Here is a 20,713-nt window from a genome sequence, read left to right on the forward strand (position 1 = left end):
GATCCCGGCCGAGAATGCAGGACATGTCGACGGTATCCGCGAGGCCGGACGGTGCGACCTGGTTGCCGCCCCGAGCCGGATCCCGGCCGGGGTCGGCCGCGAGGCCGCTCGCCGCCGGATCGAACCTGGACTACTACCTGGTCCAGCCCGACAACCGGGACTTCGCCGGCCCGGCGGGGATCCTCGTCGAGGAGTTCCGGTTGGACGAAGACCATTCGGCGGTCCGGCTCGACAGCACCGGGTGGACGGCAGGCGGCTCCCGCTGGCAGGGGGCCTCGGCGTTCAGCCGGGGCATACGTACCGACGCCGCACTGCGTGACCGGGTCGTCGGCGCCAACCGGCAGGAAGTCGAGTTCGTCTACCGCCATCTCGGCGGGGGCGAACTGCCGGGCGAGGAGGTGCTGCGCGGATACTTCGACGCCGGCATCCGGCTGCCCACCTCGGCACCGCTGCGGCTGAACCCCGGCCCGGCCACCGCCGGCTTCACCGAGACCCGGGTCTACCGGGTCTTCTTCACCGCCGGGCTCGACGCGGACGGCCTGACCGGACTGCTCGCCACGTGGCGGATGACGCCCGGGCACGGCACCACCGGCGTCCTGACCGGAGTCGCCGGCACCGCTCGACGCCGGATCGGCGCCGACGCCTTCACCTGGGAACTGCGCCGGATCGGTGCCGGCGCCGCCTGGTGCCTGGACCTGACGGCCGACCTGGCCGGCAGCCGCGACGACGCCGTCGGTCCGCTGCTGCGCGAGCTGACCACGACGGCCAGGATGGCGGGGCTGATCCCGGTGACGACCGAGCGCCTCCGCTGACCCTCCGTCACCTGCGGCCACGACGGACCGCGCGGACGGGTGGGAGAGGTTCAGCGGAAACCGGTCGGCGCCGGGTCTCGGTGGCGGGCCCGCCACAGCCAGCCGACGTCCCGGCCGAAGGACCAGCAGAGCAGCGCCAGCGCCAGCCCGACCGAGGCGTACGCCAGCGACCCGGGCAGCAGGCCGGAACTCGCCACCGCGAGCACGATGCCCTGCATCGCGGCGACAGTCTTCCGGGAGAACCGGTGCGGCAGGGCCGCCTTGAGCCACGGCAGCGCCCAGGCGGCCGCGACGAAGGCGTACCGGAGGGCGCCGATCGCGAGTACCCAGGCGCCGAGGGACTGCGCGAGATAGGCGCTGAGCACCAGGATGAGGAAGGCGTCGACCTCCATGTCGAACCGGGCGCCGAGCGCGGAGGTCGTGCCGGTACGCCGGGCGACCTGACCGTCGACCCAGTCCAGCGCCAGCGCCACCCCCGCCACGGCGACCAGCAGCCCCACCGGGGCCGGCGACCAGAAGGAGGCCGCCACCAGCGCGGTCACCCCGCCGACCAGGGTGGCCCGGGCCAGGGTCACCTGGTTGGCCGCGCCGAGCATCCGGGCGCCGGACCGACGCATTCCAAGACCGAGCAGCAGCCAGGTGACCACCGCGTACGCCGAACCGGCCAACCAGCCGGCGGGGCCCAGCCCGACCGTGGCGGAGAGCGCCGCCAGCAGGACGAACTGGACGGCCAGCCCCACCGCCGGCCCGTCCACCTCCGCCGCCGAGCCCACCTGGACCGGTACGGGGCGACCGCCGACGAGCGGCGGGGACACTGTCCGGTGCCGCGCGGGACGCAGGCGGACCAGGGATGTTGCGATCGGGTGATCACTGACAGTCAACGTTCCTCCGTCACGGTTTGGCACGATCAACGTGCCGCGTATCGTTGCCGCTGCCCACCCCCGTGGAAACGGAAAACGTCCGCGTTCGGTTCATCGCGCCGGGAAAGGAGTTGATGACAGTGCGTGCCCGGGCCTTCTGGCTTGCCGCACCCGGCAGGGGCGAGATCCGGCCGGTGCCGCTGGCGCCGCCCGGTGCCGACGAGGTGCTGGTCCGCACCCTCCACTCCGGGCTGAGCCGGGGCACCGAGACGCTGGTCTTCGCCGGCAAGGTGCCACCCAGCCAGTACGCGACGATGCGCGCCCCGTTCCAGGACGGCGACTTTCCCGGCCCGGTGAAGTACGGCTACCTCAACGTCGGGCTCGTCGAGGCGGGACCGGAGCACCTGGTCGGCCGTACCGTCTTCTGCCTCTACCCGCACCAGACCCGGTACGTCGTGCCGGCGTCGGCGGTCACCGTCGTACCGGACGGGGTGCCGGCGGCCCGGGCGGTGCTCGCCGGCACCGTGGAGACCGCGGTGAACGCGCTCTGGGACGCCGCTCCTCTGGTCGGCGACCGGATCGCGGTCGTCGGGGCCGGGATGGTCGGCAGCGCCGTCGCCGGGGTCCTCGCCCGGTTCCCCGGCGCCCGGGTGCAGCTGGTCGACGCGGATCCCGGCCGGGCGGGCGTCGCCGCCGCGCTCGGCGTCGACTTCGCGCTGCCCGCCGAGGCGGCCGGCGACCGTGACCTGGTGGTACACGCCAGCGCCACCTCGGCCGGGCTGACCCGATCGCTGGAGCTGCTCGCCCCGGAGGGCACCGTGGTCGAACTGAGCTGGTACGGCGACCGCCAGGTGAGCGTGCCGCTCGGCGAGAACTTCCACTCCCGCCGACTGGTCGTCCGGAGCAGTCAGGTGGGCACGGTGTCACCGAACGTACGCGGACGGCGTACCTTCGCCGACCGGCTCGGGCTCGCCCTGGAACTGCTCGCCGACCCGGCCTTCGACGCCCTGATCACCGGCGCGTGCGACTTCGAGGAGCTGCCGGAGACACTCCCCCGGCTGGTCAGCGGCGAGCTGCCCGCCCTGTGCCACCGGGTCGACTATCCGTAGCTGCCACCGCGCATCCCGAGCGGAAACACCAGGAGGAGAATCCTTGTTCAGCATCACCGTCCGTGACCACATCATGATCGCGCACAGCTTCCGGGGTGAGGTCTTCGGCCCGGCCCAGAAGCTGCACGGGGCGACCTTCGTGGTGGACGCCACGTTCCGCCGTCCCGAACTCGACGCGGACAACATCGTCGTGGACATCGGGCTGGCCTCCGCACAGTTGGCCGAGGTGCTGGGCGAACTCAACTACCGCAACCTGGACGACGAGCCGTCACTGTCCGGGATCAACACCTCGACCGAGGCGCTCGCCCAGATCATCGCCGACCGGCTGGCCGACCGGGTGCACGCGGGCTCGCTCGGCGCGGGGGCGCGCGGGCTGACCGGGATCACCGTCACCCTGCACGAGTCGCACATCGCCTGGGCCAGCTACGAGCGGACCCTGTGACCGAACCGGATCCCGGCTGGCCGGGTGCGTCCGGAGACGGCACCGGCGCGGTGAGCGCCGGGACCGCGTACGTGGTGCTGCCCGGTGACATCGACGATCCGGGCACCCCGAGCGGCGGCAACCACTACGACCGGCAGGTCATCACCGGGCTGACCGGGCTCGGCTGGCAGGTACGCGAACTCGCCGTACCGGGGAGTTGGCCCCGGCCCGCCGAGGCCGAGCGGTTGGCGCTGGCCGCCGCGCTCGCCGGCGTACCGGACGGCGCGGTGGTGCTGCTGGACGGGCTGGTCGCCTGCGGGGTACCGGAGGTCGTCGGTCCGGCAGCCGTTCGGCTCCGGCTGGCGGTGCTGGTGCATCTGCCGCTGGCCGACGAGACCGGGCTGCCGCCCGAGGTGGCGGCCCGGCTCGACGAGTGGGAACGGCGGACCCTGCGGGCCGCCCCGGCGGTCGTGGCGACCAGCGCCGGCACCGGGCGCCGGCTGGTGGAGCGGCACGGGCTGCCCGCCGCGCGGGTGCACATCGTGCCGCCCGGGGTCGCGGCCGCACCGCTGGCACCCGGTACGGACGGCGCCGCGAGCCTGCTCTGCGTCGCCTCGGTCATCCCGCGCAAGGGACACGACGTACTGGTCGAGGCGCTGGCGGCGATGCCGGACCGGCCCTGGACCTGCCGCTGCGTCGGCCCCGTCGACCGCGATCCGGACCACGTCGACCGGCTGCGCCGGACGGCCGGGGCGGCCGGGCTGGCCGACCGGATACGGTTCGTCGGGCCGCGTACCGGCACCGAGCTGGCCGCCGACTACGCCGCCGCCGACCTGCTGGTGCTGGCGTCCCGGGCCGAGCCGTACGGCATGGTCGTCACCGAGGCGCTGGCCCGGGGCATTCCGGTGCTGGGCAGCGCGGTGGACGGGCTGCCCGAGGCGGTCGGGCGGACGCCGGACGGCGCCGTACCCGGGCTGCTGGTGCCGCCCGGTGACCCGGCGGCGCTGGCCGGGGCGCTGCGCCGCTGGTTCGACGAGCCGGAGCTGCGGCACCGGCTCCGGGCCGCCGCCCGGGATCGCCGGGCCGACCTGCCCGGCTGGGAGGTCACCGCCGCTCGCCTCGGCGGGGTGCTGCACGCGCTGGCCCGGCAACCGGGACCGCCCCGGCGGCCAGCACCGGCCGGGGACGATCCGTCACCGCCGGCCGGGGACGATCGTGGAAGGACCGCAGAAGTGAAGGGAAACCATGACTGAGCGCGGCGAGCGAACCGGGCAACCCGACGGCGGGGACGACGATTCGCCGTACAGCCTGGCCTGGCTCGGCCTGCGGGAGCCGGCCGACGCCCGGGCCCGGGCCAGTGAGCTGGTCGAGCCGCTGCGCGGCCTGCCGACCGGCACCGGTCCGACGGTGATCCGGGACCTGGGCTGCGGCAGCGGTTCGATGGGGCGCTGGCTCGCCGGCCGGCTGCCCGGTCCGCAGCACTGGGTGCTGTACGACCGGGAAGCCGGGCTGCTCGACCACGCCCGGGACCACCTGCCGGCCACCGCCGCCGACGGCTCGCCGGTCAGCGTCCGGACCCGGGAGTGCGACCTCACCCGGCTGACCGCCGACGACCTCGCCGGGGCGTCGCTGGTCACCGCGTCCGCCCTGCTCGACCTGCTCAGCCTCGCCGAGGTGGAACGGCTCGTCACGGCCTGCGTCGACGCCGGCTGCCCGGCGCTGCTGACCCTCTCCGTGCTGGGCGAGGTGGAGTTCTCCCCGGCCGACCCGCTCGACGCCGAGATCACCGCCGCGTTCAACGCGCACCAGCGGCGCAGTACCGGCGGCCAGCGGCTACTCGGCCCGGACGCCGTGCAGGCGACCGCCGAGGCGTTCCGCCGGCTCGGGGCGGAGGTGCGGGTCCGGCCCAGCCCGTGGCGGCTCGGCCCGGCGGAGGCGGAACTGACCGCGCAGTGGCTGCGCGGCTGGGTGGCGGCCGCCGTCGAGCAGCGGCCGGAGCTGGCCGCCCCGGCCGCCGGCTACCTGGAGCGTCGGCTCGGCGCCGCGACCGCCGGTGAGCTGCGGGTGGTCGTCGGGCACGCCGACCTGCTCGCCACGTACCGATGACCCCGTACCGAGCCGCTCGCCGCGAACGGATGAACCGCAGCCCCGGTTGCCTCGTATAACTGGCGAGAACCGACCGAAGGAGGCTGGCGGATGTGCGGGGCGAGGACGGCACGGCGGGGAGTTCCGGCGGACCGGGCGGCGTCGTGAGGCGTACGTTCTGGGCCTGGGCCCGACTGCTCGGCGGTGCCGCCATCCTCGGCTTCCTGCTGTGGCGGCTCGGCACCGGGGCGTTCCTGGACGGGCTGCGGGTGATCGACGCCGGCACCCTGCTCGCCGCGCTGGGGATCGGACTGCTGACCACGGTGTTCAGCGCCTGGCGCTGGTGCCTGGTGGCCCGGGGTCTCGGCATCCGGTTGCCGCTGGGCAGGGCGATCGCCGACTACTACCGGGGGCTCTTCCTCAACGCGGCCCTGCCGGGCGGCGTACTCGGGGACGTGCACCGGGCGGTGCGGCACGGCAAGGACGTGGACGACGTCGGCCGGGGTGTCCGGGCCGTGGTGCTGGAGCGCTCCGCCGGGCAGATCGTGCTGCTCACCGTCGGAGTGGTGGTGCTGCTGCTCGCCTACCCCGCCCCGCTGCTGGCCCGGGCCGGGCTCGGCCGGACGGGACCGCTGGTGGCCGCCGTCCTGGGGACGGCCGGGGTGCTCGGTCTCGCCGGCTGGCTCGTCCTGCGGTCGCGACGGCGGCTCGACCGGCTCCGCCGCCGGGACGGGCAGCCTCCCGTCGCCCGGCGGGACGGTCCCGCTCCGGACGGCACCGACCCGGACGCGGCCCGGCTCGCGGGCTCGCGGTGGGTCCGGGCGTGCCGCACCGCCGTCTCCGACGTACGGCTCGGGCTGCTCGCCCGGCACAGTTGGCCGGGGGTCGCGCTCTCGTCCGCCGTGGTGCTGGCCGGACATCTCGGCACGTTCGTCGTCGCGGCCCGGGCCGCCGGCTCGTCGGCGCCGCTCACCCGGCTCGTACCGCTGATGTTGCTCGCCCTGATCGCGATGGCGCTGCCGCTGAACGTCGGCGGTTGGGGGCCCCGGGAGGGCGTCACCGCCTGGGCCTTCGGCGCCGCCGGGCTGGGCGCCTCGCTCGGCCTCACCGTCGCCGTGGTGTACGGGGTACTCGCCTTCGTCGCGAGCCTGCCCGGCGCGGCGGTACTGGTCGCGCGCTGGATCGGCCGGCTCCGCACGACCAGGACACCCGCCGCCGGTACGCCCGCCGCCACCGCGCCCGCCAACCGGGCGGCGCCCCGGCTCCGGCTACCCCGAGCGGTCGCGTGACCGGCGGCACGACCTGCCGCACGCCCTGCGCCGCCCCGGCCGGCCAGGCGGCTGTGCCCGCTCGCGGCCGGGTCGCTGCGCGCCGCGCTGACCGGTCACGTCGCGGCGAACCGTTCCGAGAGGGCGTAGCGCAACAGCACCACGTCGCCGATCTGGCAGACCTCGGCCAGTTCCGCCCGGCGGTCGGGTCCCCACGGGAACCGGCCGTCGCCGACGAAGCGCGGCGCCCGGGAGTCACCGACGAAGAAGGGCGCGACCACCAACTGCAACTCGTCGGCGAGTCCGGCGGTGAGGAACTGGGTATGGATCGTCCCGCCACCCTCGACCATCAGCCGAGCCACGCCCCGGGCGTGCAGGTCGGCCAGCACCAGTTCGAGGTCGACGGGGTCGCCGCTGTCCACCACGGTCGCCACCTCGCCGAGGCGCTTGCGCGCTTCGTCCAGGCTGGCGCTCGCGCAGTAGACGAGCTTGTCGATGTCGCCGGTGACGAAGAACCGGGCGGTCGGGTCCAGGTCGGCCCGGCCGGTCACGGTCACCTTCATCGGGGTCGGCCGCAACCCCCGGGTCACCCGCTCGGCCCGGCGTTGCGGCGACCGGACCAGCAGGCGCGGATTGTCCTGCCGGACCGTACCCGCACCGACCAGGATCGCGTCGCATTCCGCCCGTACCGCGTCGACCCGGTCGAAGTCGGCGTCGTTGGAGAGCAGCAGCCGCGCCCCGGTGGCGTTGTCCAGGTAGCCGTCGATTGACATGCCGCAGCTGAGCAGTACGTACGGCCGGTCGCCCACTGATCGCACCTCTCCGTCGATGAACAGCCCGCGCGGTGGATCAGTCTTCCGCATCGTCGGCGCCCGTCCCCGCCGACCTCGCCCCGATGCCCGTCGGGTGGCCCGCATCGGATGACCACGCACCGGGTACCAGCCTCCACGCTCTTTCGATGCGCTCGCGGGCAGACCTCCGACAGAGGCACCCTAGATCGTCAGGGCGTACGCACCGACCCCAAGAGGGAGAACTGATGCCGCACACACCGCCCCAGGTAACCACCGCCGAGGCGCCCGAAACGCTCACCGCGCCCGGGCCGTTTCCGGCCGCCGCCGTGCGCCGGCAGGTGACCGTACCGCTCCGCTTCGCCGACGGCTACACCGCCACCGCGCGGGTCTTCACCTTCGACGGGCTGGTGGACGGCCGGGAGCATCTCGCGCTCGGTCTGGGCGACTGGCGGGGCAGGCTCGGCCAGTCCGTCAACGGCGCACCCGCGCCGCTGGTGCGGCCGCACAGCGAGTGCATGACCGGTGACGTGTTCGGCAGCCAGCGGTGCGACTGCGGCCCGCAACTGCGGGAGGCGGTCGAGCGGATCAGCGACCATGGCGGGTTCCTGCTCTACCTGCGGCAGGAGGGCCGGGGCATCGGGCTGTACGCGAAGCTCGACGCGTACGCCCTGCAGGACGTGGGGCTGGACACCTACGAGGCCAACGTGGCGCTCGGGCACGGCGAGGACGAGCGCGACTACACGGTGGCGGCGCAGATGCTCCGTACGCTCGGCGCGGACCGGATCGCGCTGCTGAGCAACAACCCGGACAAGGCGGAACAACTCGGCCGGCTCGGCGTGCAGGTCGCCGAGCGGGTCCCCACCGGGGTGCATCTCTCCGCCGCCAACGCCCGATATCTGAAGACGAAGGCCAACCACACCGCGCACACCATCGACCTGCCGCTCGCCGACTGAGCGGCGGTCCCGGGCTGGCCGGGGCACACCCCGTCCGGCCACCTGCCGACCACGGGTCCGCCCCGGCCGGGAGGGCCCGGTCGCGGCCGGCGGCTCAGACCACCGGGGCCCGGTCGAGGTCGGTGATGTCGATCTCGTGCCGTTCGAAGAGTTCCTCGAGGGCCTCGGGACCGTTCTCCTCGGCGTAGTCCGCCTCGCTCTCGCTGACCGGTACGGCGAGCAGCCAGGCCACCGTCCTGCTGCCGACCACCATCGAGCCGAACTCCCGCTCCCAGAGATAGGGGTCGGTGAGGAAGAGGTGCGGTAACCGGGTGTCCGGCAGGTGCATGCGCAGCACCTCGCGGAAGCAGGCGCCCGGCTCCGGCTCCCAGCCGTCGTTGATCCAGAAGAACGCGGCGGTACTCAGCGCCTCGGCGAACTGCGGATGCAGGGCCGAGTCGGCGACGGCGAGCAGCTCGACGCCGAGCGGCGGGTCGACGTCCCTGGGGATGGCGACCTCGGAGAGGCCGATCGTGCAGTAGGCCGTGGTGTCCGGCCAGGGGTGGTCGGTGGAGTGCAGGATCGCCACCCTGCTCGCCCCGTCGGCGTCGAGGTATTCGACGACCCGTGGGCTGCCACCGAAGACCGCCGCGACGGTCTTCGCGATCACCTTGTTCTCGTTGCTGACGTTCGGCATGTCACGGCCCCAGGTAGTCGTCGGTATGGTCCTCACCTGCGTGACCTCGGTTCGACGATGGTAGCTCCGGCCGATAGTGCGACGGGTCGTTGTGCTCGTCGAGGAACTTCTTGCGGCCGATCCGCCGCCGGCGTGCGCTGGCCTGGTGCTTGCGGAACTCGTACCCGGGCTTGTGCCCCATGTCCCAGCGTGTCCACCGACGGATGACCTTGCCGGTCAACGGGTCCCGGACCTTGCCGTCCGGGCCCTTGTTCGCCTGCCACACCTTGTCGCGTACGCCCCGGCGGAAGGTCTTCGGCCGGCGGTAGGGATCCCGGCGCAGCTTGGCGCGTACGCTCTTGGCGACCGGCGGCAGCTTCTCGCCGTCCCGGACGACCGACCGGAGCGACCGCATCACGCCCTTGGCGGCGGCACCGGCGAGTCGCCGGCGTACCCGGCGTCTAACCATTGGCGATCTTCATGATCGCCTCGTTGAGCAGCCAGTCCAGGGCTCGCCGCAACGCCTCGCGCAGCAGGGCGACCCCGGCGGCGGCCAGACCACCGGTGGCGATCGCCGCCGCGATGGCCAGCACGGTCAGGCTGGCCTGGGCGATGATGTTGAGCTTGAGCGCCAGGACGATGGCGGCGCAGGTCAGCAGCCCGGCACCGACGATGTCCGCCCCGGTGGCACCGCCGGCCAGCCGCTGGGCCGGCGCGGCGTCCCTGGTCCAACTGGTCCGGAACACGTCCGCCGCTTCGGCCTGGGTCGCCGTCCAGACGCCGGCCGCCGCGCTGTTGGCGGCCTTCACCTCGGTGTCGAGTTGGCTCGACAGGCCACCCCAGGCCCGGCCCAGCTCGAACAGCTTGGTCTCGTCGCTCTCCGGCCAGTGGAAGCCGATGGTGGCGAGGAGCTCCACCAGGCTGGGCGGCAACTGGATCCCCATCGCGGGCTCCCTAGGGCTGGGGCCACCCCTGGCTGTCCAGGAGGGCGCGGGCTGCTGCCTTACTGTCCTGATCGGACTCTTCGAAGAGGAACGCCACGATGTCCAGCCGCTCGACGTACCCGTCGATGGTGTCGAGGTTGGAGGTGTAGCAGTTCATCACCATCGCGTGCGCGCCCTGGTAGACGTCGGCGATGGTGGCGCCCAGCTCGTCGTTGCCCCACGGCGCGCCGATGGAGTCCAGCCGCTGCTGGAACGTCTGGAGCAGGGCGTCGGTCCGCTCGACGACCCCGGCGAGTTCGTCGGCGGAGTTGCGCAGCCCCTCCGGCGAGACCTCGGTCGTCGTCATCGGGTCCGCCGCTCGATCCGGGCCATGGCGTCGCTCAGCGAGTCGGTGATCGCCCGCATGTTCCGCATGCCCTCCTCGCGGACCTCGCGGAGCTGTTCCGCCAGGGCCGCCGGGTCCACCGCGAGGGCCGCGGCGGCCGTCTCGTCGTCGGAGCGTGCGGCGAGCCATGCCTGGTTGAACGCCCGCGCGATGCCCTCGGCCAACTGATCGGCCCGCAGCCCCATGGCGTCGTCGGCCAGCCGGATCTCGTCCACCCGCCCGTCGGCGGCGAGCCGCACCCGTACCCGGCCGTCGAGCGCGCTGCCGGTGGTCGGCTCCCGATTCGCCTGCTGCCGGTCACGGGCCGCGTCCGCCTCGCGCTGGACGGACTCCATCAACCGGTCGAGGTCACCCAACACCTGCCACAGATCAGACAATCCACGCCTCCCCACCCGTGCCGGCGGTGGAGGCAAGGCGCGTGCTGCCTCCACCGGGACCTCGAACCTAACGGGCCATCGATACCGGGGCAATCGTCAATACCGGCGCTTCGCACCCGGAGGCGGCGCCCGGTCCATCCCGGGCGGCGGACGCGGGCGGCGGCCGGCTCCGCTCCCCGGCGGGCGGGTCCGCTCCCGGGTACGCCGGCCGGGACACGGCCGACCAGCCGGTGGCCGGCACCGGCCCGGACGTTACCCTCCGGCTTCGGGACGCCCCGGCTCGCGGCCGGGGCCGCCGGCCGGGCCGCACCCCCGGCCCGCGACAACGAGAGGAGACGGGCCATGCTTGTCGACTGGCCGCTGGACCGGTTGCGCGACTACCTGCCGGAACGCGACGAACCGGCAGACTTCGACGCCTTCTGGGCGAAGACCCTGGGTCAGGCGCGGGACGCCGGCACCCCGGCACGGTTCGAGCCGTACGACGCCGGTCTGTCCACGGTGGAGGTCTTCGACGTCACCTTCTCCGGCTTCGCCGGCCAGCCGGTACGCGGCTGGTTCCTGCTTCCCCGGCACCGTACCGGCCGGCTACCCTGCGTCGTCGAGTACATCGGGTACGGCGGCGGGCGCGGGCTGCCGCACGAGTGGCTGACCTGGAGCGCCGCCGGCTACGCCCACCTGGTGATGGACACCCGGGGCCAGGGCAGCAACGGTTACCTGGTCGGCGACACCCCGGACCCGGACCCGGTCGGCCTGCCGCAGACCCCCGGCTTCATGACCCGTGGCCTCACCGATCCGTCGGCCTACTACTACCGCCGAGTCTTCACCGACGCCGTCCGCGCCGTGGAGACCGCCCGGGCACATCCCCGGGTCGACCCGGACCGGGTGGCGGTGGCCGGCACCAGCCAGGGCGGTGGGATCAGCATCGCCGTCTCCGGCCTGGTCGACGGGCTCGCCGCGGTGCTGCCGAACGTGCCGTTCCTCTGCCACTACCGGCGGGCCACCGAGATCACCGACGCCCTGCCGTACCACGAACTGGTGACGTATCTGCGGACCCACCGGGGCGACGTCGAGCAGGCGTTCCGGACCCTCAGCTACTTCGACGGGGTCAACTTCGCCAGCCGGGCCGACGCCCCGGCGCTCTTCTCCGTCGCCCTGATGGACGCGGTCTGCCCGCCGTCGACGGTCTACGCCGCCTTCAACCACTACGCGGGCGAGCAGAAGGACATCACGGTGTGGCCGTACAACGGGCACGAGGGCGGGGCGGGTTTCCAGTTCCCCCGCCAGGCCGAACTGCTCCGCCGGCTGTTCGGCGACCGTGGGTAGCCCGCAGCGGAGGGTCGCCGGGCCGGCCGCCCGGTACGGCGCCGCCTTCGACCGGCTCTTCGCCCGGGGCCGCGACGCCGTGCTGGCCGGTACCCACTACCGCGACTCCCCGCCGGTCGACGGCGGCCGGTGGGGACTCTCGGTGGTGCTGCCGCCGGATCCGCCGTGCGCCGCCCGGCTGGCGGCGGTGACCGCCGAGGCGCTCGCCGTGGCCGGCCCGGACCACTGGCCGACGGGCGCGCCGGAGGCGGCGCACTTCACGGTACGGGCACTCGAGGCGCACCGGAGCAGCGTGCCGGACGGCGACCCGCTGGTGGTCCGGGCCGGCTCGGCGCTGCGCCGGGCCGCCGCGGCGTGCCGGCCGGTACGGCTGGCCCTGCGCGGCCTGACGCTCACCCCGTCCGGTGTGATGGCCTGCGCCTATCCGGTGGACACGGCGCCGGACGAGTTCGCCGCACGGCTCGCCGTCGACCTCGGCGAGGACGCCTGGTTCGAGGCCGACTTCACCCGGGACATCTGGTACGCCACCCTGGTCCACTTCACCGGGCCGCTGCGCGATCCGGTCGCACTGGTCGACTGGGTGGCCGCGCGCCGTTCCGCCGACCTGGGCGACGCGGCCGTCGATGCGGCCGAGTTGCTGCGCTTCCGGTTCAACGGGCGCCAGCCGGTACGGGTACCGCTGGCCGGCGCGCCCTTCGGCACCGGTACCGGGTAGCGGAGGCTTCCCCCCGCCCGACCCATCGTGGCCGTATGATTACCCGGCTCCCCGACCGGTCGACGACGACCCCTCCGCAGCACGGTCGACGACGACTGTCAGATCCACGTCCGCCGCTTTTCCTCCGGCCGCCCGTGAGGAAACGATGGTCAGGAAGTCACGGGAGGAATCGATGGACTCTGACAGCGCCGACCCGGGCCGCCCGGCGGAACCGCTGCCCGCCGAGTTCGGCTCGGCCGAGCAGAACGCCGACGGCGGCGACCGGGCCAGCCCGCTGTCGCCGGTGCCCACCTCTCCCAGCCTGGTCACCGACTCGGTCATCGCCCGGCCGTTGCAGGAGCGGATGCGGTCCTCCGGCGACGAGCCGATCGGCGTGGTGATCGAGCTGCGTACCCGCTATCTGGGCGGGGTGCGCCGGGCACAGGCCCGGGTCCGGGAGCTGATCCGGCAGGTCGCCGACGCCGAGACGCCGGTCTGGCCGATCGGCTCGTACGTCAGCAGCGCCCTCACCGCCGCGCAGATCCGCGCCATCGTGGCCGCCGACACCGAGGAGGCCGAGGAGGTCGCCCAGGAGCAGGCGGAGCTGGAGGCCGGGCTCGCGGAGCAGGCGGCACGCTCCGGCCCGGCCACCGAGGAGCCGTCGGCGTCGACGGTCGGCGCCGGCCCCGCCCCGCGCTCGGCGATCCACCGGATCTGGCCCAACTTCGAGGTCCAGCCGCTCATCCACCGCTCGGTGGTGACCACCAAGTGCCAGGCGGCGCACCGCGCCTTCAACGCGTACGGCCAGGACATCGTCTGGGCGGTGCTCGACTCCGGCATCGACGAGGGGCACGCGCACTTCCAGCGGCACGGCAATCTGGCGCTGACCCCGCCGCTGGCGCACCGCTCCTTCGTCGGCGACAGCGACGCCGACGCGACGAAGGACCTGGCCGGGCACGGCACGCACGTGGCCGGGATCCTGGCCGGCGAGCAGATCGTCGGAGACGACGAGAATCCGCTGACCGCCGCCACCTTCTACCAGCCGGACGCGGGCGACGTGCGTACCGAGCGGCTGCGTCTGCGGTCGATCAGCGGGATGGCGCCGCGCTGCCGGCTGCTCTCCTGCAAGATCCTCCGGGACGACGGCTCCGGTGACATGGCGGCGGTGCTGGCCGCGCTGGAGTACATCCAGGAGCTCAACGACTACGGCCGGGAACTGCTGGTGCACGGGGTCAACCTGTCGGTCGGCTACCCGTTCGACCCGACCTGGTTCGCCACCGGGCTCAGCCCGATCTGCCGTGAGGTCGACCGGCTGGTGCAGTCCGGCGTGGTCGTGGTGGCGGCGGCCGGCAACACCGGGTACGGCTACGTCATCGACGCGGGTGGCCGGCGGATGCGCACGGCGTTCGACCTGACCATCAACGACCCGGGCAACGCCGAACTGGCCATCACGGTCGGCGCCACCTCGTGCCGGCCGCACGCCTCCGGCGTCTCCTACTTCTCCTCCAAGGGCCCCACCGGGGACGGCCGGGCCAAGCCGGACCTGGTGGCGCCGGGCGAGCGGGTGATCAGCGCCGGTGCCGGCCGGCTGCTGGAGCAGGCGCTCGCCAGCGTGCCCGGCGCGACCTACGTGGAAAACTCCGGCACCTCGATGGCGGCTCCGCACGTCTCCGGCGTGGCGGCCGCGTTCATGTCGGTGCACCAGGAGTTCATCGGCCGCCCGCACCGGGTCAAGCGGGCGCTGCTCGACTCCGCCACCGATCTCGGTCGGGACCGTTCGTTCCAGGGCCGTGGGCTCGTCGACGCGATGCGGGCCCTCCAGTCGGTCTGACCCGTCGCCAACCGATGAGGTGTTGAAATGCAGTTTCCGTACGCGGAGGTGGAGATCCGGTCCACCGGCGCGATCCACGACGACGCCCAGCGGCGGGCCGCGGTTGACCTGGTCGCCTCCTCGGGCGCCACCGACGTACTCGTGCTCTGCCACGGCTGGAACAACGACATCCCGCAGGCCCGCCGCCTCTACCAGCGGCTCACCGACAGCCTGGCGGCGGTGCGCCCGGCGGTGCCCGGGGCGGCGTCCCGGACCCTGGCCGTGGTCGGCGCGCTCTGGCCGTCGATCCGCTGGTCGGACGAGGACGAGGTGGCCGGCGGCGGGGTCGCGGTCGGCGACGAGGCCACCGCACTGATCGGGGCGATCGCCACCCGGGTCGAGGATCCGGCCCGGGCGGCGCTGCTGACCCGGCTGGTGCCGAGGCTGACGGATTCGGCCGAGGCCCGCCAGCAGTTCCTCGACGCCCTGCGGGAGCAGATCCCGCCGCAGCCCTCCCCCGGCGGCACGCAGCCGTCCCCCGGCGCCCCGGAGGTGGACGAGGATCCGCCGCCGGCGGCGCTGCTGCACGGCGACGCGGAGACGGTCTTCCAGGCGGTGGGTGGCCCCGAGGTCGACTTCGGGTTGCCCGAGCGGGCCGGCGGCGCGGCCGACACCACGACCGGCGGGGTCGCCGACCCGGCGGTCGGCGGGGCGGCCGGGTTCGGCTTCGACCTCGACAGCGTGCTGGCCAAGGCGCGCGGGGTGTTGAACGTGACCACCTACTACACGATGAAGGACCGGGCCGGGAAGGTCGGCTCCGGTGGCATCGCCGCGCTGCTGCCCGAGCTGGCCGGGGCGCCGGCGCCGGGCGTACGGCTGCACCTGGCCGGCCACTCGTTCGGTGCCCGCGCGCTGGCCGCCGCCGCGGTACGACAACCCCGGCTGCACTCCTACACCCTGATGCAGGGTGCGTTCAGCCACCACGCGTTCGCGGTGGACTTCAACGGTCGGGGCGAGAACGGGCTGTTCCGGCCGCTGCTGGCCGATCGGCGGTTGGCCGGGCCGATGCTGGTCACGCACACGGTCAACGACCGGGCGGTCGGCCTGGCGTACGCGGCCGCGTCCCGGCTCGCCAGGCAGGCCGGCGCCGGGCTGGGCGACGCCGACGACCCGTACGGCGGGATCGGCCGAAACGGGGCGCTGAAGACGCCCGAGGTGGTCCAGCCCGGCGTCGAGCTGCTGGATGTGGGCGGCGGCTACCAGTTCCAGCCGGGGCGGGTGTTCAACCTGAAAGCGGACAGGTTCATCAGCTCGCACGGCGACGTCAGCGGCCAACAGGTCGCCTACGCTCTGTACTGTGCCATCAGCAGTTAGTGATGACAGGTGCGTGAGCCTCCCGGAGCGACGGTTCACGCTCGCCCGGGGGCCGAAATCCCGGTCGTCTTTGATTGGCTCGGCCACCGGTGGGTACGGTCCGCGCTGTACCCTGACGGGTCCGGTGACCTTGGAGGCGCCATGACGGACGGTCCGTTGCACGATCAACGGACGGAGACACAGTATGGGCCCCTGTTGCTCCAGGCCGACTTCGACGCGGCACAGGTCGCCGACGTGCGACGGACGCTCACCGAGCGCCTCCTCGCGGCCGGCCTGGCCGGGGAGCGGCTCGACGACTTCGTGACCGCGGTCAACGAGGCGATAACCAACGCGGTCCGGCACGGCGGCGGACGAGGCGAGCTGCGAATCTGGCGGCGGCAGCAGCAGCTGGTCTGTGAGGTCCGGGACCACGGGCGGGGCTTCGCCGACCCGCTACCGGCCATCCCGACCCGCCGGCCCCGGCCATCCGCCACCGGCGGGATGGGGCTCTGGCTGGCCCAGGAACTCGCCGACTCGATCGAGGTGCACAGCGGTGCCGACGGCGTTCGGGTACGGCTGACCATGGCCGTCACCTACCCGGCCGAGGTACCGGCGGCCTCCGGGCTGGACGGCGTGGCCGGCTCCGGCGGCCCGGGCCCGGCCCAGGTCGACCGGGCGGGGTAACCGGTCGTCCAGTTGATGTTCGTTTGACCTCGATCACCTCGGCCGGAAGTCTGGCTGGTGTTTCCCCGTCACGATTCGGAGGCACCGGCGTTGCTCTCAGCCGACCGTTCCCGCCCACCGGCGCTGCTCGCGTCCGACCGTTCCCGGCCACCGGCGCTGCTCCGGTCCGACCGTTCCCGCCATCCCCGTAAGCTGCTGGCCGCGTCGGCCCTCGGCCTCGCGCTGGCCCTGGTCAGCGGCGCCACCCCGGCCGTCGCCGGTCCGGCCGCCGGCACCCTGCCGGCGATCTCGGCGGCGCCCGGCACCCTCGCGCCCGGAGTGACCTACCGGGAGTTCACCCGGCCCACCGCCGGAGTCGAGGTGCCGCTCCATCTCGTCGAGGTGGACCTGCGCAATCCCCTGGTCACGGTGGACCTGATCACCGCGGGAGCGGTCGCCGCCCGGGCACCGATCTCCGCGCAGGCCGACAGCCGGCGGGCGATCGCCGCGGTCAACGGCGACTTTTTCAACATCAGCAACACCCAGCCCGGGGTCGAGGTGACCGGGTCAGCGGTCGGCCCGGCGATCTCCGGTGGGGACGAGCTGAAGGCGGCCGTACCGAACGGGCAGCGGTTCGGCCCGGGGCTGCCGCCGGGTACGGCCACCTCCGATGTCCTCGGGGTCGGGGTGGACCGGGTCGGCCGGCTCGCCCGGGTCAGCCTGAAGGGCACGGTCTCGGCCGGCCGGGACCGGTTCCCGGTCACCGGCTTCAACCAGTACGCCCTGCCGGTGGGTGGGGTCGGGGTGTTCGACAGCGACTGGGGCGGCGTCTCCCGCAAGCGGTCCACCTGTGGCACCGACACCGACCGTGCCGCGCCGTGCAGCACCGACACGTACGAGCTGAGCGTCCGGCACGGCCGGGTGGTCCGGACCGGCATCGAGCCGGGTACCGGGGCGATCGCCCGGGACACCGTGGTGCTGGTCGGCCGGGAGCAGGGCGCCCAGGCGCTGCGCCGGTTCGAGGTCGGCGACCGGGTACGCGTCGACTACGACCTGGTGCCGGACACCCGGCTGCCGTTCCGGTTCGCGGTCGGCGGGTTCCCGATCCTCCGGGACGGCGAGCCGCTGGCCGGACTGGACGGGCGGACGGCCGCCATCCGTACCGCCGCCGGGGTCAGCGCCGACGGCCGCCGCCTCTTCCTGCTGGCCGTGGACGGCGCCGGACCCGGCCTGACCATCCTCGACCTGGCCCTGACCCTGCGTGAGCTGGGCGCGGCCGGCGCGGTCAACCTCGACGGCGGCGGCTCCACCACCCTGGTCACCCGGACCGTCGCCGAGCCCGCCGTCGAGGTCCGCAACCACCCGTCCGGCGGTGCGGAACGGCCGGTGCCCAACGGCATCGGAGTCTTCTCCCGGCTGGACTCCCGGTAGGCGACGGTCGTTCCCGGCCGCCACCCGCCCGCCCGACCCGTGGCCATATCCGGGTAACCACGAAGGGGCTGCGCCGCCACTGCCGGCGCAGCCCCTTCCCCCCGTGGTGCTACCCCCGGAATGCGGGGACTAGCGGAGGAAGTCGGCCAGGCCCGCGAGGTCGTCGGTGTTGATGTGGTCGACGTCGGCGGCCCGGGCGGGACAGCCGCAGGTGGGACAGCGCCGGCCCCGCCCGTACCTCGGGCGGGGCCGGCGTCGGGCCCCCACGGCCCAGCCGGACGAGTCAAGCCGCCACTGCCTGCCACCGGCGGCCCCGTCAAGCCACCGGCGATCGGCGTCAGGCCCCGGCAAGCCACCGGATCGGCGTCAGGTCCCGTCGGGCCACCGGCGGTCGGCGTCACCGGGGTGACGAGCCGCCGTGGATCGCGCTCGGCATCGGGCTGTAGCCGGCGGCCCGGGTGCTGAACGTCCCCCGGCCCTGGCTGCGGCTGCGCAACCGGGTCGCGTAGCCGAACAGTTCGGCCAGCGGTACGGTCGCGGTGACCACCACCGTGCCGGCCCGGGCGATCGAGCCGACGACCCGGCCGCGCCGGGCAGCCAGGTCACCCAGCACCGCACCGACCGCGTCGTCCGGCACGGTCACCGTCACCTCGACCACCGGTTCCAGCAGGACCAGCTCGCTGGCCTGAAGCGCCGCCCGCAGCGCGAGCCGGCCGGCCGTCCGGAAGGCCAGCTCCGAGGAGTCCTTCACGTGAGTGGCACCGTCGGTCAGGGTGACCCGCAACCCGATCACCGGGTGGCCGCCGAGGGGCCCGTCGGCGAGTGCGTCCCGGCAGCCGGCCTCGACCGCCCGGACGTACTCCTTCGGGACCCGGCCGCCGACGACCGTCGAGGCGAACTCGAAGTCCGGTACGTCGCCGCCGCCCGCCGCCGGGGCACCGTCCAGCGGCGCCACGTCGAGGACGACGTGCGCCCACTGGCCCGCGCCACCGTCCTGCTTGACGTGCCGGTACACCAGTCCGGTCACGCCACGCACCACCGTCTCCCGGTACGCCACCTGTGGCCGGCCGACGTTGACCTCCAGCCCGGCGTCCTGGCGGATCTTCTCCACGGCCACCTCCAGGTGCAGCTCTCCCATCCCGGAGAGCACGGTCTGGCCGGTCTCCGGATCGGTCCGGACGGCCAGCGACGGGTCCTCCTCGACCAGCCGGGCGAACGCCGAGGCCAACCGCCCGGTGTCGGTGCTCCGGCGCGCCTCGACGGCGACCGAGACCACCGGGTCGGCGGCGGTCGGCGGTTCGAGCAGCAGCGGCGCCTCCGGGGCGCAGAGCGTCGCGCCGACCCGGGCCGACTTCAGTCCCACCACCGCGACGATGTCGCCGGCCACCGCCCGGTCCACCTCGGTGTGCCGGTCGGCCTGCACCCGCAGGATCCGGCTGATCCGCTCGGTACGCCCGGCTCCGGCGTCCAGCACCACGCCTCCCTTTCCGACGCTGCCCGCGTAGACCCGCAGGTAGCTCAGCCGGCCGGTGCCGGTCGAGTTGACCTTGAACACCAGCGCGGTGAACGGCGCCGCCGGGTCGGCGGGCCGCTCCCGCAACTCGCCGCCGGAGGTGCTGCCACGCACCGCCGGGACGTCCAGTGGCGACGGCAGGTAGTCGACGGCCGCGTCGAGCAGCGGCTCGATGCCCCGGTTCCGGTACGCCGAGCCGCAGAGCACCACCAGGCCGTCCCCGGTACGGGTCAGCTCCCGCAGCGCGTCCCGGAGCGTCTCGGCGGCCAGCGTCGACCGTTCGCAGTACTCCTCCAGCGCGCCCGGGTGCCGCTCGGCGACCGTCTCCGCCAGTACCCGGCGACGCCGCTCCGCCTCCGCGCGCAGGTCCTCCGGGACCGGGCCCTCGACGGGCGTCTCCCCGTCAGCCCAGACCAGCGAGCGCATCGTGACCAGGTCCACCACGCCGGTGAAGCCCTCCTCCCGGCCGATCGGCAACTGCACCACCAGCGGGGTGACCCGGAGCCGGTCGCGGATCGACCGGACCGCCGTGTCCAGGTCGGCGCCGGCCCGGTCCAGCTTGTTGACGAAGGCGATCCGGGGTACGCCGTGCCGGTCGGCCTGCCGCCACACCGACTCGCTCTGCGGCTCGACCCCGGCGACACCGTCGAAGACCGCGATCGCGCCGTCGAGCACCCGCAGGGCCCGCTCGACCTCGTCGGCGAAGTCGACGTGTCCGGGGGTGTCGATCAGGTTGATCCGGTGACCGGCCCATTCGCAGCTCACCGCGGCGGCGAAGATGGTGATACCCCGACTGCGCTCCTGGGCGTCGAAGTCGGTGACGGTCGTCCCGTCGTGCACCTCGCCGCGCTTGTAGGTGGCTCCGGTGGCGTAGAGGATCCGCTCGGTGGTGGTGGTCTTGCCGGCGTCGACATGGGCGAGGATGCCCAGGTTACGCAGCCGGGTCAGGGGGTGGGAAACGGGACGGTGCAGCTCGGTACGCACGGCCGATGGCCTCTCTGGGTGGTCTGTTCGTCTCGGACTGCGCGATTTCTCCGGACGCGGCCGGGCAGGATGCGGCCAGGCGGGAACTCCCCGAGCCGGCAGCCTGGTCCGACCGACCGCCGCGACCGCCCGTGACGGCGTCGCGGGACCGGATCGGGACGGGACGGGTCGATGCCGGAAGCCGGCATCGACGTGCGCCAGGATGGTGCCGGCCGACCCCGGCGACGGCCGGGAGCGGCGAACGGCTCAGGGGTGCGTCACGGATCTCCGGTGCGGCCGCGC

The 20,713-nt window shown here is 74.1% G+C and carries 21 protein-coding genes; 13 read left to right on the plus strand and 8 right to left on the minus strand.

The features are described from left to right. Positions 1-23: 23 nt before the first annotated feature. Positions 24-812 (plus strand): hypothetical protein, encoded by a 789-nt coding sequence (locus ACSMXO_RS35435; protein ID WP_455415373.1) that lies wholly within the window; start codon positions 24-26, stop codon positions 810-812. Positions 813-862: 50 nt separating this feature from the next. Here ACSMXO_RS35435 and ACSMXO_RS35440 read toward each other — a convergent pair whose 3' ends face one another. Then, a complete protein-coding gene (locus ACSMXO_RS35440; protein WP_455415374.1) occupies positions 863-1,693 on the minus strand; it encodes a CDP-alcohol phosphatidyltransferase family protein in 831 nt (276 codons plus the stop codon). Positions 1,694-1,806: 113 nt separating this feature from the next. Here ACSMXO_RS35440 and ACSMXO_RS35445 point away from each other — a divergent pair, with 113 nt between their 5' ends. The 5 genes from ACSMXO_RS35445 to ACSMXO_RS35465 all read left to right on the plus strand — a co-directional run bounded on the left by ACSMXO_RS35445 (position 1,807) and on the right by ACSMXO_RS35465 (position 6,576). Further along, positions 1,807-2,781: a zinc-dependent alcohol dehydrogenase gene (locus ACSMXO_RS35445; protein ID WP_346259947.1), complete on the plus strand. Its 975-nt coding sequence runs from the start codon at positions 1,807-1,809 to the stop codon at positions 2,779-2,781. Between the two features lie 43 nt (positions 2,782-2,824). Beyond that, the gene (locus ACSMXO_RS35450; RefSeq protein WP_346259948.1) at positions 2,825-3,223 is read left to right on the plus strand and encodes a 6-pyruvoyl trahydropterin synthase family protein; all 399 of its coding nucleotides are present in this window, start codon (positions 2,825-2,827) and stop codon (positions 3,221-3,223) included. 50 nt (positions 3,224-3,273) lie between these two features. Then, entirely contained in the window at positions 3,274-4,455 is a 1,182-nt protein-coding gene (locus ACSMXO_RS35455) for a glycosyltransferase family 4 protein (protein WP_455419385.1), read from the plus strand. Continuing rightward, entirely contained in the window at positions 4,448-5,308 is an 861-nt protein-coding gene (locus tag ACSMXO_RS35460; protein ID WP_455415375.1) for a methyltransferase domain-containing protein, read from the plus strand. The genes ACSMXO_RS35455 and ACSMXO_RS35460 overlap by 8 nt, the downstream gene beginning before the upstream one ends. Before the next feature lie 173 nt (positions 5,309-5,481). Beyond that, positions 5,482-6,576: a lysylphosphatidylglycerol synthase transmembrane domain-containing protein gene (locus tag ACSMXO_RS35465; RefSeq protein WP_455419386.1), complete on the plus strand. Its 1,095-nt coding sequence runs from the start codon at positions 5,482-5,484 to the stop codon at positions 6,574-6,576. Between the two features lie 95 nt (positions 6,577-6,671). Here the strand turns inward: ACSMXO_RS35465 and ACSMXO_RS35470 are convergent, their stop codons facing one another. After that, complete coding sequence (locus ACSMXO_RS35470) at positions 6,672-7,364, minus strand: RibD family protein (RefSeq protein ID WP_346259951.1); 693 nt, start codon at positions 7,362-7,364, stop codon at positions 6,672-6,674. A gap of 227 nt (positions 7,365-7,591) precedes the next feature. On the opposite strand from ACSMXO_RS35470, the gene ACSMXO_RS35475 reads away from it, so the two are divergent. Then, on the plus strand, positions 7,592-8,299 hold the full coding sequence (locus tag ACSMXO_RS35475; protein WP_346259952.1) for a GTP cyclohydrolase II: 708 nt from the start codon (positions 7,592-7,594) through the stop codon (positions 8,297-8,299). A gap of 94 nt (positions 8,300-8,393) precedes the next feature. On the opposite strand, the gene ACSMXO_RS35480 is transcribed toward ACSMXO_RS35475, so the two are convergent. From ACSMXO_RS35480 to ACSMXO_RS35500, 5 genes are read right to left on the minus strand one after another with little or no spacing between them, the layout of a single operon-like run. Next, positions 8,394-9,011, minus strand: a complete 618-nt coding sequence (locus ACSMXO_RS35480) for a suppressor of fused domain protein (protein ID WP_455415376.1) — start codon at positions 9,009-9,011, stop codon at positions 8,394-8,396. Then, entirely contained in the window at positions 8,977-9,423 is a 447-nt protein-coding gene (locus ACSMXO_RS35485) for an HNH/ENDO VII family nuclease (RefSeq protein ID WP_455415377.1), read from the minus strand. Before ACSMXO_RS35485 ends, ACSMXO_RS35480 begins: the two co-directional genes overlap by 35 nt. Further along, a complete protein-coding gene (locus ACSMXO_RS35490; RefSeq protein ID WP_346259955.1) occupies positions 9,416-9,898 on the minus strand; it encodes a WXG100-like domain-containing protein in 483 nt (160 codons plus the stop codon). Before ACSMXO_RS35490 ends, ACSMXO_RS35485 begins: the two co-directional genes overlap by 8 nt. A 10-nt stretch (positions 9,899-9,908) precedes the next feature. Further along, positions 9,909-10,244, minus strand: coding sequence for a hypothetical protein (locus tag ACSMXO_RS35495; protein WP_455415378.1), 336 nt, complete (start codon positions 10,242-10,244; stop codon positions 9,909-9,911). Next, the gene (locus tag ACSMXO_RS35500; RefSeq protein ID WP_346259957.1) at positions 10,241-10,660 is read right to left on the minus strand and encodes a YbaB/EbfC family nucleoid-associated protein; all 420 of its coding nucleotides are present in this window, start codon (positions 10,658-10,660) and stop codon (positions 10,241-10,243) included. The genes ACSMXO_RS35495 and ACSMXO_RS35500 overlap by 4 nt, the downstream gene beginning before the upstream one ends. A gap of 342 nt (positions 10,661-11,002) precedes the next feature. Between ACSMXO_RS35500 and ACSMXO_RS35505 the strand changes: the two genes are divergently transcribed. The 6 genes from ACSMXO_RS35505 to ACSMXO_RS35530 all read left to right on the plus strand — a co-directional run bounded on the left by ACSMXO_RS35505 (position 11,003) and on the right by ACSMXO_RS35530 (position 17,934). Continuing rightward, positions 11,003-11,983, plus strand: a complete 981-nt coding sequence (locus tag ACSMXO_RS35505) for an acetylxylan esterase (RefSeq protein WP_455415379.1) — start codon at positions 11,003-11,005, stop codon at positions 11,981-11,983. Beyond that, positions 11,976-12,698, plus strand: coding sequence for a hypothetical protein (locus ACSMXO_RS35510; RefSeq protein ID WP_455415380.1), 723 nt, complete (start codon positions 11,976-11,978; stop codon positions 12,696-12,698). The genes ACSMXO_RS35505 and ACSMXO_RS35510 overlap by 8 nt, the downstream gene beginning before the upstream one ends. Before the next feature lie 172 nt (positions 12,699-12,870). Continuing rightward, complete coding sequence (locus ACSMXO_RS35515) at positions 12,871-14,508, plus strand: S8 family peptidase (RefSeq protein ID WP_346259960.1); 1,638 nt, start codon at positions 12,871-12,873, stop codon at positions 14,506-14,508. Between the two features lie 27 nt (positions 14,509-14,535). Next, positions 14,536-15,861, plus strand: coding sequence for a hypothetical protein (locus ACSMXO_RS35520; protein ID WP_455415381.1), 1,326 nt, complete (start codon positions 14,536-14,538; stop codon positions 15,859-15,861). A 195-nt stretch (positions 15,862-16,056) separates the two neighbouring features. Next, entirely contained in the window at positions 16,057-16,524 is a 468-nt protein-coding gene (locus ACSMXO_RS35525; RefSeq protein WP_455415382.1) for an ATP-binding protein, read from the plus strand. Between the two features lie 90 nt (positions 16,525-16,614). After that, positions 16,615-17,934: a phosphodiester glycosidase family protein gene (locus tag ACSMXO_RS35530; RefSeq protein ID WP_455415383.1), complete on the plus strand. Its 1,320-nt coding sequence runs from the start codon at positions 16,615-16,617 to the stop codon at positions 17,932-17,934. Positions 17,935-18,331: 397 nt separating this feature from the next. Here the strand turns inward: ACSMXO_RS35530 and fusA are convergent, their stop codons facing one another. Beyond that, the gene (gene fusA, locus ACSMXO_RS35535) at positions 18,332-20,431 is read right to left on the minus strand and encodes an elongation factor G (protein WP_455415384.1); all 2,100 of its coding nucleotides are present in this window, start codon (positions 20,429-20,431) and stop codon (positions 18,332-18,334) included. Positions 20,432-20,713 lie beyond the last annotated feature (282 nt).

The sequence above is a fragment of the Plantactinospora sp. DSM 117369 genome, assembly GCF_053764795.1.

Coding starts and splice junctions, on each gene's coding strand:
- ACSMXO_RS35515 (WP_346259960.1), top strand. CDS start 12,871: ATGGACTCTGACAGCGCCGACCCGGGCCGCCCGGCGGAACCGCTGCCC.
- ACSMXO_RS35485 (WP_455415377.1), bottom strand. CDS start 9,423: ATGGTTAGACGCCGGGTACGCCGGCGACTCGCCGGTGCCGCCGCCAAG.
- ACSMXO_RS35520 (WP_455415381.1), top strand. CDS start 14,536: ATGCAGTTTCCGTACGCGGAGGTGGAGATCCGGTCCACCGGCGCGATC.
- ACSMXO_RS35495 (WP_455415378.1), bottom strand. CDS start 10,244: ATGACGACGACCGAGGTCTCGCCGGAGGGGCTGCGCAACTCCGCCGAC.
- ACSMXO_RS35475 (WP_346259952.1), top strand. CDS start 7,592: ATGCCGCACACACCGCCCCAGGTAACCACCGCCGAGGCGCCCGAAACG.
- ACSMXO_RS35445 (WP_346259947.1), top strand. CDS start 1,807: ATGACAGTGCGTGCCCGGGCCTTCTGGCTTGCCGCACCCGGCAGGGGC.
- ACSMXO_RS35505 (WP_455415379.1), top strand. CDS start 11,003: ATGCTTGTCGACTGGCCGCTGGACCGGTTGCGCGACTACCTGCCGGAA.
- ACSMXO_RS35435 (WP_455415373.1), top strand. CDS start 24: ATGTCGACGGTATCCGCGAGGCCGGACGGTGCGACCTGGTTGCCGCCC.
- ACSMXO_RS35490 (WP_346259955.1), bottom strand. CDS start 9,898: ATGGGGATCCAGTTGCCGCCCAGCCTGGTGGAGCTCCTCGCCACCATC.
- ACSMXO_RS35460 (WP_455415375.1), top strand. CDS start 4,448: ATGACTGAGCGCGGCGAGCGAACCGGGCAACCCGACGGCGGGGACGAC.